At 68.1% G+C, this 12,148-nt stretch carries 16 protein-coding genes; 7 read left to right on the top strand and 9 right to left on the bottom strand.

Annotation, left to right across the window (positions count from 1 at the left end):
- Positions 1–1,169, bottom strand: a 1,169-nt coding sequence (locus AO501_RS40620) for a hypothetical protein (RefSeq protein WP_419775663.1), incomplete at its 3' end; no start/stop codon positions are given.
- Here AO501_RS40620 and AO501_RS40625 point away from each other — a divergent pair.
- Complete coding sequence (locus tag AO501_RS40625; protein ID WP_419775664.1) at positions 1,150–1,470, top strand: hypothetical protein; 321 nt, start codon at positions 1,150–1,152, stop codon at positions 1,468–1,470. The two genes, AO501_RS40620 and AO501_RS40625, sit on opposite strands and share 20 nt — an antisense overlap.
- Before the next feature lie 93 nt (positions 1,471–1,563).
- Here the strand turns inward: AO501_RS40625 and AO501_RS34495 are convergent, their stop codons facing one another.
- The 4 genes from AO501_RS34495 to AO501_RS05845 all read right to left on the bottom strand — a co-directional run bounded on the left by AO501_RS34495 (position 1,564) and on the right by AO501_RS05845 (position 3,056).
- On the bottom strand, positions 1,564–1,710 hold the full coding sequence (locus AO501_RS34495; protein WP_063892814.1) for a hypothetical protein: 147 nt from the start codon (positions 1,708–1,710) through the stop codon (positions 1,564–1,566).
- Positions 1,707–2,288: an HhH-GPD-type base excision DNA repair protein gene (locus AO501_RS05835; RefSeq protein ID WP_055576822.1), complete on the bottom strand. Its 582-nt coding sequence runs from the start codon at positions 2,286–2,288 to the stop codon at positions 1,707–1,709. Before AO501_RS05835 ends, AO501_RS34495 begins: the two co-directional genes overlap by 4 nt.
- Before the next feature lie 88 nt (positions 2,289–2,376).
- The gene (locus AO501_RS05840) at positions 2,377–2,568 is read right to left on the bottom strand and encodes a DUF5302 domain-containing protein (RefSeq protein WP_055576823.1); all 192 of its coding nucleotides are present in this window, start codon (positions 2,566–2,568) and stop codon (positions 2,377–2,379) included.
- A 44-nt stretch (positions 2,569–2,612) separates the two neighbouring features.
- Positions 2,613–3,056: a PPOX class F420-dependent oxidoreductase gene (locus tag AO501_RS05845; RefSeq protein WP_055576824.1), complete on the bottom strand. Its 444-nt coding sequence runs from the start codon at positions 3,054–3,056 to the stop codon at positions 2,613–2,615.
- A gap of 55 nt (positions 3,057–3,111) precedes the next feature.
- Between AO501_RS05845 and AO501_RS05850 the strand changes: the two genes are divergently transcribed.
- Positions 3,112–3,627 carry a DUF1697 domain-containing protein gene (locus AO501_RS05850; protein WP_055576825.1) on the top strand — a complete coding sequence of 172 codons (516 nt, stop codon included), beginning with the start codon at positions 3,112–3,114 and terminating at the stop codon, positions 3,625–3,627.
- Positions 3,624–4,457: a class I SAM-dependent methyltransferase gene (locus tag AO501_RS05855; protein ID WP_055576826.1), complete on the top strand. Its 834-nt coding sequence runs from the start codon at positions 3,624–3,626 to the stop codon at positions 4,455–4,457. The genes AO501_RS05850 and AO501_RS05855 overlap by 4 nt, the downstream gene beginning before the upstream one ends.
- Here AO501_RS05855 and AO501_RS05860 read toward each other — a convergent pair.
- Positions 4,454–4,819 carry a GntR family transcriptional regulator gene (locus AO501_RS05860; RefSeq protein WP_055576827.1) on the bottom strand — a complete coding sequence of 122 codons (366 nt, stop codon included), beginning with the start codon at positions 4,817–4,819 and terminating at the stop codon, positions 4,454–4,456. The two genes, AO501_RS05855 and AO501_RS05860, sit on opposite strands and share 4 nt — an antisense overlap.
- 37 nt (positions 4,820–4,856) lie before the next feature.
- Here AO501_RS05860 and AO501_RS05865 point away from each other — a divergent pair, with 37 nt between their 5' ends.
- Together AO501_RS05865 and AO501_RS05870 are read left to right on the top strand one after the other, a co-directional pair.
- On the top strand, positions 4,857–5,579 hold the full coding sequence (locus AO501_RS05865; protein ID WP_055576828.1) for an NAD-dependent deacylase: 723 nt from the start codon (positions 4,857–4,859) through the stop codon (positions 5,577–5,579).
- 203 nt (positions 5,580–5,782) lie between these two features.
- Positions 5,783–6,637, top strand: coding sequence for an endonuclease domain-containing protein (locus AO501_RS05870; protein WP_055576829.1), 855 nt, complete (start codon positions 5,783–5,785; stop codon positions 6,635–6,637).
- A 72-nt stretch (positions 6,638–6,709) separates the two neighbouring features.
- On the opposite strand, the gene AO501_RS05875 is transcribed toward AO501_RS05870, so the two are convergent.
- The 3 genes from AO501_RS05875 to AO501_RS05885 are packed head-to-tail and all read right to left on the bottom strand — an operon-like array spanning position 6,710 to position 10,399.
- Entirely contained in the window at positions 6,710–7,339 is a 630-nt protein-coding gene (locus AO501_RS05875; protein ID WP_055576830.1) for a class I SAM-dependent methyltransferase, read from the bottom strand.
- Positions 7,336–8,028 carry a TetR/AcrR family transcriptional regulator gene (locus AO501_RS05880; protein WP_156452338.1) on the bottom strand — a complete coding sequence of 231 codons (693 nt, stop codon included), beginning with the start codon at positions 8,026–8,028 and terminating at the stop codon, positions 7,336–7,338. Before AO501_RS05880 ends, AO501_RS05875 begins: the two co-directional genes overlap by 4 nt.
- 7 nt (positions 8,029–8,035) lie before the next feature.
- Entirely contained in the window at positions 8,036–10,399 is a 2,364-nt protein-coding gene (locus tag AO501_RS05885; protein WP_055576833.1) for an MMPL family transporter, read from the bottom strand.
- Between the two features lie 259 nt (positions 10,400–10,658).
- Here AO501_RS05885 and AO501_RS40050 point away from each other — a divergent pair, with 259 nt between their 5' ends.
- Positions 10,659–10,790: a hypothetical protein gene (locus tag AO501_RS40050; protein WP_120793715.1), complete on the top strand. Its 132-nt coding sequence runs from the start codon at positions 10,659–10,661 to the stop codon at positions 10,788–10,790.
- A 317-nt stretch (positions 10,791–11,107) separates the two neighbouring features.
- Positions 11,108–12,148 (top strand): PE family protein (locus AO501_RS05890; RefSeq protein ID WP_055576831.1); only part of this gene is annotated, 1,041 nt, incomplete at its 3' end.

Below are 12,148 nucleotides of genomic sequence, written 5' to 3' on the forward strand. Positions count from 1 at the left end.
GCGCCGCCGGCACCCCCGGCCCCGCCATTACCGCCCGCTCCGCCGTCACCGCCGGCCTGCCCGGCGCTGCCGGCGTTGGTAGCGTCGGCGCCCCGGGTACCGGTGCCGCCGCTACCACCACGCCCGCCGGCGCCGCCCCGGCCGCCCGCACCGCCGTCTCCGCCGTCGGTGCCGCCGTGTCCGCCCGCACCGCCGGCGCCCCCGGCCCCCGCGTTGCCGCCGGTGCCACCGGCCTCTCCCGTCCCGGAGGGCGCGGATCCCACCGCGCCGTCGGCGCCGTTGCCCCCGGCTCCGCCGTTGCCGCCCGCGGCGTTACTGATGCCGTTGAGACCGGTGGCCCCGGTGATTGAGCCGGCGCCGCCGCTGCCGCCCAGCCCGCCGGCACCGGCATTGCCGCCGCGGCCGCCATTGCCACCGGCGCCGCCGTTGACCGCGCCGTTCGCTCCGTTGCCGCCGTCGCCGGGGGCACCACCTGCGCCTCCGGTACCGCCGTTGCCGCCGGCACCGCGGATCCCGTTGTGGCCGGAGGCGGCGAGCGCGGTGCCGCCGGCGCCGCCGGCACCCCCGGCCCCGCCATTACCGCCCGCTCCGCCGTCACCGCCGGCCTGACCGTCCGCTCCAGCGGCTGCAGCGGTTGCACCGTTGCTGCCCGCTCCGCCGGCACCCCCACGTCCACCGGTGCCGCCGGCGCCGCCGGCCCCACCATCGCCGGCACGGGCACCGCCGTGACCGCCTGCACCGCCGGATCCGCCTGCGCCACCGCCGTTTCCGTTGCCTCCGGCGTCACCCGCCGCCGCGCCGCCAGCGCCCGACGCGCCGGCGGCGCCGTTTCCGCCAGCGCCGCCCGCGCCGCCGTTGCCGACAAGTCCGGCGTCGCCGCCGGCGCCGCCGGAAGCTCCGGCACCACCGGGTGCACTCGCATTGCCACCGCGACCACCGGCGCCGCCGTTTCCGCCGCTGCCAGGTCCGTCGCTGCCACCGCTGGCGCCCTGAGCGCCGGCGTGCCCGCCCGCACCGCCGGCCGCGCCGCCGGTGCCTCCGCCACCACCGGCACCGGGGTTGCCGCCGTGGCCACCGGCTCCGCCCTGACCGGCGATCGGCACCAACTGCCTCGGTGACGGCACGAACGCTCTGGCAACGGCGTTGTCGGTGGCCGGACCGGCCCCCATCCCGACGCCGGGTCCCGGCCCGGGACAGACCGCTTACGTGTTCACCGCGGTCGGGACGCCCGGGCCGGCCGATGTGCAGCGCCTGCCCTTGAACGTCACGTGGGTCAACCTCACCACCGGCAAATCGGGCAGTGCCACGCTCAAGCCGCGCACCGACATCAACGGGGAAGGCCCGACGACACTGACCGCGATCGTGGACACCGGTTCGGGCAGCATCATGTCGACGATCTTCGGGCAGGTCACCACGAAAGATCGTCAGTGCCAGTTCATGCCCACCATCGGTTCGACGGTGGTGCCGTAACGTGCCGCACCGGACCCGCGAGCGTGCGCGGATGTACATCGGCTATGGCGTGTCGGTGTACGGATGCGCACGCTCGCGGGGTGCGGCGTCGCGTCAGTAGGCCATGAACAGGATGGCGTCCCGGTCGTAGTCCAGACCGGGGTGGACGCTGGCCAGGTGGGCCTGAGTCAGCTCGACCAACTCATCCTCGTCCTTGCCGACGATGGCTTCCCCGCACGGACAAGTGATGTGTGTCTTCACGTCGCTGCCTTTCCCTTGGATGCTGCCTTCATCTGCTTCTTATATGAGCGCACCTGACTCAGCGACTCGGCATCGACGATATCGGCGATAGACATGTGCGTCCCCGCCTTGCCGTAGTCCCCCGCGGCGGCCCGCCAGCCGCTCGGTGTCACCCCATATTGCTTGCCGAGCAGCGCGAGAAAGATCTTCGCCTTCTGCTCGCCGAACCCGGGCAGCGCCTTGAGTCGTTTCAGCAATTCTTTGCCGTCGGGGTTTCCAGCCGTCCACAGGGCCGCGGTGTCCCCGTCATACCGTTCGACGATGGTCTGTGCGAGCGTTTGGATCCGCTTGGCCATCGATCCCGGGAAACGGTGTACCGCAGGCTTTTCCGAGCAGAGTGCGGCGAATTTCTCCGGGTCGTAGTCGGCTATCTCGGTGACGTCCAGACTTCCCATCCGGTCGGCGATCTTCTTGGGGCCCGCGAACGCCACTTCCATGGGTATCTGCTGATCGAGCAACATTCCGACCAGCAGCGCGAAGGGATCGGACTCCAGCAACGCGTCGGCGGCCGGGTCTTGAACGAGCTGCAGTTTCGGCACCGTGTCAGTCTAGAACGATGCCGCCGGCCGGGCCCGGCAGCGCCCGACCCAAAACCGAACAGGGTTCTCCCGCAACGTATTCGGGCGACTACCCGCTCTTGCGCCGGAATTCGCGACGGTTGCCCGCGGCCCCGTGCGCCCGCGACTGCTTGCCGCCGCCGTCCTTATGGTCGGAGCCACCGGATGACTTGGCCAGCTTGCGCTCGAGGGCTTCGCGGAATTTGCGCTTGTTGTCGTCCTCCGGCGCTTCGGACGATTCCGGGGGGTTCGTGTCGGCCATACCGGCAGCCTATCTGGTGACGAAGCGGGCCGAAACGTATTTACCTACCGCCGGCCGGGCGGCATGCCGTACACATGCGAGATCGGCAGTGTCAACAGCACGCGCCGATCGGTGACCATGGCCTCGCGGTATTCATCCCAGTCCGGATGTTCGCCAGCGATGTTGCGGTACAAAGCAATCAGAGCCTCGACCGTGTCGTCGTCGGGCGCCATCGCCGGCGGGGTCAGTTCCGCGACACCCTCCGCCACGGCGTATGACCAGCCGTCGTCGGCGTCGACCAACAGCGATGCGCGGGGGTCCCGGCGCAGGTTCCGGGTCTTGGCGCGCGGCTCGGTGATCGACACCTGCAAGACCAGACCCCGGGCGTCGAAGTAGTACTGGACGTTCGACAACTGCGGTCGCCCGTCGCGCTTGATGGTGGCCAGCACTCCGATCGAGTTGCAACTGATCACGGCCAACAGCTTGTCGTCGAAGACGTGGCGTCCCATGCCGAAAGCCTACGTCGCGTTGCGGCCTTCTCCGACGGGCTGGTGAAATCGATCCATGACCAAGTACGCGGCCTTCCTGCGCGGTGTCAACGTCGGGGGCGTCAATCTCAAGATGGCCGACGTGGCCGATGCCCTGACCGATGCCGGCTTCCAGAATGTGCGCACCATCCTGGCCAGCGGCAACGTGCGGCTGGAATCGGCGGCCAAAGTCTCGACCGTGCGCAAGAAGGCCGAGGCCGCGTTGCGCGACCGCTTCGGCTACGACGCATGGGTGCTGGCGTACGACCTGGAGACGGTGCGGGCCATCGACGAGGCCTACCCCTTCGAGCGCGAGGTCGAGGACCAACAGTCCTATGTCACCTTCGTGACCGACGGCGACATCCTCGACGAATTGGCACAGCTGAGTCCCGGCCCCGAGGAGAAGATCGAGCGCGGCGAGGGCGTCATCTATTGGCAGGTGCCCAAGGGCAGCACCCTGGACAGCACCATCGGCAAAACGATGGGCAAGAAGCGCTACAAGTCCTCGACCACCTCGCGCAACCTGCGCACGCTGGCAAAGGTGCTCGCGTGAGCGACCCCCAGACCCCGGCGCACAAGGTGGCGCTCACCGGCGTCTCGGAAACCGCTCTGCTGACGCTGAACGCCCGCGCTACCGAGGCGCGCCGCGGCGACGACCGACTCATCGACGACCCGATGGCCGTGGCGCTGGTCGATTCGATCGACTTCGACTTCGCCAAGTTCGGCCCCACCCGCCAGGACATCGCGATCCGGGCGCAGGCCTTCGACGGCGCCGCAAAGGCGTACCTGAGCACGCATCCGGCGGCCACCGTAGTGGCATTGGCCGAAGGCCTGCAAACCAGCTTCTGGCGCCTGGAGGCCGCGCTGCCGGACAGTCGATTCCGTTGGCTGACAGTCGATTTGCCTCCCATCATCGACATCCGCAAGCGCCTACTGCCGTCCTCGCCGCGGATATCGGTGCTCGCCCAGTCGGCGCTGGATTACAGCTGGATGGATTCCGTGGATACCTCGGACGGCGTGTTCATCACCGCCGAGGGACTGCTGATGTATCTGCAACCCGAGCAGTCGCTGGGACTGATCGCCGAGTGCGCGAAGCGATTCCCGGGTGGTCAGATGCTGTTCGACCTGCCGCCGCGCTGGTTCAGCCTGTTCAGCCGGCTGGGCATCCGCACTTCGCTGCGCTACAAGGTGCCGGCCATGCCGTTCAGCCTGTCGCCGGGCGAGGCCGCCGATCTCGCCGCCACAGTGCCGGGCGTCACCGCGGTTCACGATGTGCAGCTGCCAAAGGGCCGCGGGCTTGTCTTCAACACCGCTCTGTCGGCGGTATACCGCGTTCCGCTACTCGACCCGCTGCGCCCGAACCTGACGCTCTTGGAGTTCTAATCGTCCGGAACGTTGGTGAGGTAACGGATCGCGTCGGACTTGGTCAGCCCCAGCGCGCGGGCGACTTCGACGTATTCCTTGGCCGCGGCCGCCATCGCGGCATCGGTCGGATCGAAGCGGGAGATGAAAGTGCCGAAACGCCCGCGTGTTTCGACGATCGCCGCGGATTCCAGTTCGCGGTAGGCGCGGGCTACGGTGTTCGCGGCCACGCCCAGCTGGCCCGCCAAGTCACGCACCGTCGGCAGTCGGGTTCCCGGCGGTAACGAACCGGCCCGGACACCGTCGATCACTCCGGTTCTGAGCTGGTCGAATATCGGCTTGCCCGCCTTCACATCGACCTTCAACAAATCGCGCAACTCCACGTAACCAGTATTGCCCACCCGCGGCTATCTTTGTGGGATGCGAGTGACGGTGCTGAGCGGCGCAGGTATCTCGGCGGAGAGCGGCGTACCGACGTTCCGTGACGACAAGAACGGATTGTGGGCCCAATTCGACCCGTACGAGCTGTCCAGCGTCCAGGGCTGGGAACGCAATCCCGAGCGCGTATGGGGCTGGTATCTGTGGCGCCATTACCTGGTGGCCGATGTTCAGCCCAATGCGGGGCACCAGGCGATTGCTGACTGGCAGCGGCATCCGGACGTCACCTCCGTCACCGTCATCACCCAGAACGTCGACGACCTGCACGAGCGGGCCGGCAGCTCCCCGGTTCATCATCTCCATGGAAGCCTTTTCGAATTCCGTTGTGCGCGTTGCGGTTTGCCTTATGCAGAGGCGCTGCCGGTGATGACGGAGGCCGCTATCGAAGTGGAGCCGCCGGTGTGCCACTGCGGCGGTCTGATCCGGCCCGACATCGTGTGGTTCGGCGAGGCGCTGCCGCAGGGTCCGTGGCAGAGTGCGCTCGATGCGACGGAGAACGCCGACGTGGTGGTGGTCGTCGGGACGTCGTCGATCGTGTACCCGGCGGCCGGGCTTCCGGAACTCGCACTGGCTCGCGGCACCGCGGTGATCGAGGTCAACCCTGAGGCCACGCCATTGTCGCAACACGCGACGCTGTGCGTGCGCGAGTCGGCGAGCCAGGCGTTGCCGGGGCTCCTCGAGCGGTTGCCGGCGCTGTTCAAGTAGGGCTGGTGCGCCGGTGGCGCCGAGCCTGCGCCGGGGGCGCCGATTGTGGCCTGATCCGCTACCTCGTCGCAGTCTCGGCGCCCAGGGGGCAGTGTCGTCGAAGAAGTCCCACGCTGCACACAGTTGCAAGTTCTTCCACAACAGCGATCGACTGACTGCGAATTCGACGGCGGCCGGTCTGGACAGTCCACGATCCTGGCTGCATGACGGGCGACGCACCTTTCATCGGCAGCGAGGCGATCGCAAACGGGTCCCTGAGACGGCACCAGCTGCGCTCGCGCTTCCGGCGAGAATTTCCCGACGTCTATGTCCAGCGCGAGGGCATACTCACGTTGCACCAACGCTCCGTTGCAGCGTGGCTGTGGTCGGGTCGTCAGGGTGTGATCGCGGGAATGACCGCCTCGGCGTGGCATGGATCGAAGTGGGTGGATGAGCGGCTGCCGATCGAGTTAATCTGGCGCAACGCGAGGCCCCCGCGTGGGGTCCGGACTTACGATATGCAACTGCTGACCGGAGAAAGCACCGTAGTTGAGGGCTTACCGGTCACCACGCCGCAACGCACTGCCTTTGACATCGGCAGCCGTAGGCCGCTCGGCTCGGCGGTCGCCAACTTGGACGCCCTGATGCGAGCCACCAGTATCACCGCCGATGAGGTGCACGCCGTAGCCGAGCAGCATCGGGGCGCACGGGGAATCAGGCAGTTGGAAACGGCGCTGGCGCTGGTCGATACGGGCTCACAATCACCGAAGGAGACGTCGCTGCGACTGCTGCTGACGCGCGCAGGTCTGCCACGCCCGACCACCCAGATCCCGGTGACAGTGGAGCGGGGCAAGGTGTACTACCTCGATATGGGCTGGGAGGACCTTATGGTCGCGGTCGAATACGACGGTGAACACCACCGCACGGACCGTTGGCAGTACAGCAGGGACAACCACCGGCGCGAGATGCTGGAACGGCTGGGATGGATTGTGATACGAGTGACCGTCACCGATCGTCCGGAGAACATCATCGGCAGGGTGCGTAACGCACTGGACATCCGAAAGTCGGATCTGCGCTGATGGCACCGAAACTGCGGGGAGGTGGCGGGAAGCGGCAGGCTCGGCGCCCGCACCGCAGGCTCGGCGCAGAGATTAGAGTCGGTGCGCGCGCCCCAGCGCCAACTCGGACACCGGCAGCGGCGCCCACGCGGGCAGCGTCCACTCCCGCCGCGCCCGGTGCACCTCGAATCCGGCTTCGACGATCGCGCGCTCGGTGTGACGATGCGTGTGGCAGTTGCCGAACATTCGTGGCCAGATGGTCACATCGGCGACCTGCTGCAATCGGCCCCGGGCGCCCGCGCTGGCGATGTGTTCCAGGTACCGCAGCTCCCCGCCCGGCCGAAGGAGCGAATGCAGCCGGCGCAGCACGCTGACCTGGTCGTGCACCGAGCACAGCACCAGCGAACAGACCACGGCGTCGAACGGCTCGACGTCGCCGATCTCCTCGGCGGTTTCGTGGGTCACCACCACCGGAATCGGCGCCTCGGCCGCGGCTTCCCTGGCGATGTCCACTAATCGCGGTTCGGGTTCCACGGCGAGAACGTGCGTGACGGCATCGGGGTAATACGCGAAGTTGGTGCCGCTGCCGGCACCGATTTCGAGCACCCGGCCCGAGAGGCCGGCCAGATTCTCCCGACGCAGCGCGCGGACCGCCTCGGCTTCGTGGGCGGCAAAAACTGGCCACACCCGGGCGAAGAAGGGATTGTTGACGCTCGGCGTCATGCTTGCGCCTCCTGTGCGGGGCGCTGCTCGAGCACCCAATCCATCACCCGCCGGGACGTCGCGTCGGCGCCGACGAGCCCGGCCACCATGTGGCCGCACACTACCGCGCTCAAAACCCGCTCGGCGAACGCCTCGACCTCACCGAACGGCAGATGCGGCTTGGCGATCAGAATGGCGGCCACGCCGTGGGCGGCGGTCCACAGCTCCAGGGCGATCATGGTCGGGTCATCGGTGCGGTAGACACCTTCGTCCATCAGCGACTGGACCGAGGCGCGCATGTGCCTGAACGCCGAACTGTCCAGTGCCATATCGACATTGCTGCCGGGACGCCATTCGCCCATGGTCGCCAGCCGGTAGAGCTCCGGGGTCTGCAGCGCGAATCGCACGTATGCCATGCCCTGGGCCCGAAGGACCTCGGCGGTGCCGGTGTGCCCGACCGCGGCTCGCTCCATCGCCTCGTCGAGTCCTGTCAGGTACCGCGCGCACACCGCGTCCAGCAACGCATTCTTGTCCTGGAAATGCAGGTAGATCGACGGTGACGTCACACCGACGCGCTGCGCGACCGATCGGATCGACACCGCCCGCGCCTGCCCGGTCTCCAGAAGTAATTCTGTTGCCGCATCAAGGATTTCATGACGAAGCCGGTCACCGGACCCGCGCGGCGCACGCTGGCGGCGCAGCCCGTGCACCGAGACGTCAACCACGGCGCGTCACCGACGCGTGGACGTCGCGCCCGTTGCGCTGAGTCGGCATCTTGGCGGTGTCGGCCTCGCTCGGCACCCGGTGGTCGGCACGCCCGGGCGGCGCTTCGAGCTCACCGCCCTCGCTGATACCGAACCGCTCATGCACCCAGACCAGCGGCTTGGGCGCCCACCAGTTCCACCTGCCCATCACATGCATGAAGGCCGGCACCAGCACCATCCGCACCAGGGTTGCGTCGGCGATGACGGCGAGGGTCAGGCCCAATCCGAACATCCTCATGAAGGACACGTGTGCGGCGATCAGCGCCGCGAACGACATCGACATGACCAGCGCCGCCGCCGTGATCACCCGGCCGGTGCGGGCAACCCCGAGCGCCACGCTTTCGTCGTTGGCGGCGTGTGCCTGCGCCGGGCTCGGCTTGGCGGGCCGGGCCGCACCGGATGCCAGCCAGTACTCCCGGATACGCGAGACCAGGAACACCTCGTAGTCCATGGACAACCCGAACGCGATACAGAACAGCAGCACCGGCATGTTGGCGACCAGGGTCCCGCTCGGAGTGGTGCCCAGCGCGCCGAGGTGGCCGTCCTGGAAAATCCACACCAGCGCGCCGAACGCGGCGCTTAACGAAAGCATGTTGAGCATCAGGGCCTTCAGCGGTAGCACCACGCTGCCGGTCAGCAGGAACAGCAGAACGAACGTCACAGCGGCCATCAACCCCAGGACCAGGGGCAGCCGGTCGGTCACCGCGTCGACACTGTCCCGGTTGACCTGTGCGACGCCGGCCATCTCGACGCTGCGCCCGCCCGGCCCAGCCACCTGATGCAGGCGTTTGAGCTGGTTGTCCGAGGCCTGCGAGAACAGCGGGGCGGTGCTGCTCACGGTCAGCAGCGCGCTGCCGTCCGTCATTCCGGTGGCCCCGACCGGCGGGCCGGACAGCTTGCCACCGATGAACGTCCCGTTCGGGGCGGAGACGGCCGATACGTCGGGCACCAGGGAGAGCCCGGCGGCATACTGGCCGAGGTCGTCCGGTGTCAGTCCGCGCGCGTCGGGAACGACGATCGGCACGGCGGTGGCCGAGTCACGCGCGAAGTTGTCGCGCAGCTGGTTGCCCACCTGATGCGCCGACGCCGAGGTAGGCAGCACCCGGTCGTCCGGGAACCCCCACTTCACCGAGAAGAACGGCAACCCGAGCAGCACCAGAAGTGCCACGACGGCCGAGCCGATCGGCAACCAGTAGCGCATCACGAACTTGCTCGATCGGTACCAGAACAGCTGCTCGACCGGCTTGTGCACGGGTTCGGGGCGCCGAAAGACCCGGCGCAGCAGGCGTCGTACATCGAACGCATCGATGCGCGAACCCATCAGCACGATGGCGGCCGGGGTGACCACGATGGACGCGGTCGCGACGAATGCCACGGTCGCAACGCCGGCGTAGGCGAAGGACTTGAGGAAGTACATAGGGAAGGCCACCGTCGCAGCCATGGACAACGCCACGGTGACCGCTGAGAACAAGACCGTACGCCCGGAGGTGGCCATGGTGCGGATCAGGGCCTGCTCGCGGTCGCAGCCTTCGGCCAGTTCGTCGCGATAACGGCTGATGATCAGCAAGGTGTAGTCGATGGCCAGCGCCAGCCCGAGTGCGGTGCTCAGGTTCAGAGCGAAGATCGACACCTCGGTGGTGAAGGTGACCAGCCGCAGCACCGACATCGACCCGACCACCGCCAGCGCGCCCAGTGCCATCGGCAGCGCCGCCGTCAGCAAACCCCCGAACACCCACACCAGAACCAGGAAGCTGAATGGGATGGCGATCATCTCCATGACCAGCAGGTCTGCCTGGTTCTGCTTGTTGATCTGCGCGTATTCCATCGCAGAGCCGCCCGCTTGTACGGTGACGCCGTCGTGGTCGTGCACGAATTGGTCGGCCAGCGTCTGAGCGTTCTTCTGCGCGTCGTTTTCGCCGCCCTTGAGGTTGACGACGATCAGGCCGGACTTGCCGTCCTTGCTGATCAGGTCGGCGGCGGCCTCCGGAGGAGCGGTCCAGGGAGAGGTGGCGTTGTACACCAGCGGCGACTTCTTGAGCTGCTCGACGAGGTCGGTGCCCGCGGTGCGGGCCTGGTCGCTACGGGCGCCTCCCGGCGCGGTGACCAGAATCAGCATCTGCTGGCCGCTCTGACCGAACTTGTCGGTCAACTGCGCGATGGCGCGCGCCGATTCGGAGTGGGGGTCCTGGAAACCGCCCGGGGACAGGCTGTTGGCCACCGGGATGCCGAAGACGGCGGCGGCAATGAAGACGAGTAAGGCGATACCGATGATCCGTCGCGGTGCGGCGATGGCCAGTCGAGCGATCCCCTGCAGCATGTCGTGTCCCTCCGGCCGCCGGCGCGCGCCGTACGTACCGGGCAACCGCACACCTATCGGCGCTAACTTAGCAACGCTAACTTACAAGTGTCAAACAAGACCCTGCAGTGATACGAGCGCAGGTAGGAGATGGTTCAACCGGCAGCAGAACGGGTATCCCAGCGCGTTTCGCCGGCACCCTACCCACCGGTAAGAATTGCCACCATTTTCCGAATCGTGACTCAAAGATTCCTTAATGCCGCCTCTTACAGTCAATGTCATGTGGATCGACGACTCGAGTGCCGACGTCATCAAGGCTGACTTCGAAGCTCTCTACCACGGCGACATGCTCGTCGAAGGTGAGTGCTCCGAGCAGTTCGAAGACTGGCAACCCCTGCCGACAGCAAGCTGAGGTAAACACCATGGGCGTTATTGCGCGATTACTGATGGCCGAACCCACCGTCTCCCGATGGTTCCGTCGATAGCCACCTAGTGGTTCCGATGTAAGCCCCCCGCGACCGCGGGGGGCTTCTTCGGTTTCTGGGGCCGGCAGCCGGCGCTTCCCGGCCCGCACTATGAGTGCTTGCGGTCTGATCTGGACCCGAAGGTTGAACCGCTCATCACCATATGACCGACTTTGTGAAACCAATGGCATTTAAAAGGCGGCGTTTGCGACTTTGATCTTGTTACGCTCGGCGGGCCGGGGGGCTGCCTGAGGGAGGTCTCCGAATGTCGTCGGTCGTGGTGGTCCCTGACTTTCTGGCTTCAGCCACGCAGGATTTGGCCGGCATCGGCTCGAACGTCGCGGCCGGCGGCGCGGCGGCGGCCGGGCGCACCACCGCGGTGCTGGCCGCGGGAGCCGACGAGGTCTCGGCGGCCATCGCAGCACTGTTCTCCGGCTACGGCCGTGAGTATCAGGCAATCAGCGCCCAGGCCAACGCACTTCACCAGGAGTTCCTGAGCACGCTGAGCAGCAGCGCTCTGCGCTATGCCACCGCCGAGGCGGCTAATGCCACACCGCTGCAACAACTCGAGCAGGGGGTGCTGGGCGTCCTGAACGCCCCCACCCAGACACTGCTGGGACGGCCGCTGATTGGTAACGGCACCAACGCAACCACACCGGGAGACCGCGGCGGCGACGGCGGGCTGTTGGTCGGCAACGGCGGCTCCGGGGCCGCCGGGGCAGCAGGGCAGGCGGGCGGGGCCGGCGGTAACGCGGGATTGTGGGGCGTTGGCGGTGCCGGCGGCGCCGGCGGGACCGGAGCCAACGGCGGTGCGGGTGGCAGTGGCGGCTGGCTCGGTGGCGGCGGCGGGATCGGCGGGGCCGGCGGCATCGGCGGCGGCGCCGGGGGAATCGGCGGCAACGCCGGACTGTTCGGTACCGGCGGGGCCGGTGGCATCGGCGGCGCCGGTAACGCCGGCACCCCGGGCAGCACCACCGGAAGTGCCGGCGCAGACGGACTGTCAGGCGTGACCGGCGGCAACGGCGGCAATGGCTCGGGCGGTTCGGCCGGCGGCATCGGCGGCACGGGCGGCGCCGGCGGCCGCGGCGGCTGGCTGATTGGCGATGGCGGCGCCGGAGGCGCCGGGGGCGCCGGCGGAGCCGGTGGGACGGGCGCCGCCGGCGGGGAAGGCGGCCTGGGCGGAAGCGGCTTACTCAGCGGCCAGGCCGGCGGGGGCGGAGGCCTGGGCGGCGACGGAGGTGCCGGAGGATCCGGCGGAAACGGTGGCGTAGGCGGTGTCGGCGGCGCGGGCGGCCTACTCGGCGCG

It is taken from the genome of Mycobacterium gordonae, assembly GCF_001417955.2.
Classification (GTDB): Bacteria; Actinomycetota; Actinomycetes; order Mycobacteriales; family Mycobacteriaceae; genus Mycobacterium; species Mycobacterium gordonae_B.

What these genes read in the sequence shown, in the direction of transcription:
- AO501_RS05845 (WP_055576824.1), bottom strand. Translation starts at nt 3,056, where the DNA reads ATGGGACGCCACGTCTTCGACGACAAGCTGTTGGCCGTGATCAGTTGC.
- AO501_RS05840 (WP_055576823.1), bottom strand. Translation starts at nt 2,568, where the DNA reads ATGGCCGACACGAACCCCCCGGAATCGTCCGAAGCGCCGGAGGACGAC.
- AO501_RS05870 (WP_055576829.1), top strand. Translation starts at nt 5,783, where the DNA reads ATGACGGGCGACGCACCTTTCATCGGCAGCGAGGCGATCGCAAACGGG.
- AO501_RS05865 (WP_055576828.1), top strand. Translation starts at nt 4,857, where the DNA reads ATGCGAGTGACGGTGCTGAGCGGCGCAGGTATCTCGGCGGAGAGCGGC.
- AO501_RS05875 (WP_055576830.1), bottom strand. Translation starts at nt 7,339, where the DNA reads ATGACGCCGAGCGTCAACAATCCCTTCTTCGCCCGGGTGTGGCCAGTT.
- AO501_RS40050 (WP_120793715.1), top strand. Translation starts at nt 10,659, where the DNA reads ATGTGGATCGACGACTCGAGTGCCGACGTCATCAAGGCTGACTTCGAA.
- AO501_RS05850 (WP_055576825.1), top strand. Translation starts at nt 3,112, where the DNA reads ATGACCAAGTACGCGGCCTTCCTGCGCGGTGTCAACGTCGGGGGCGTC.
- AO501_RS05885 (WP_055576833.1), bottom strand. Translation starts at nt 10,399, where the DNA reads ATGCTGCAGGGGATCGCTCGACTGGCCATCGCCGCACCGCGACGGATC.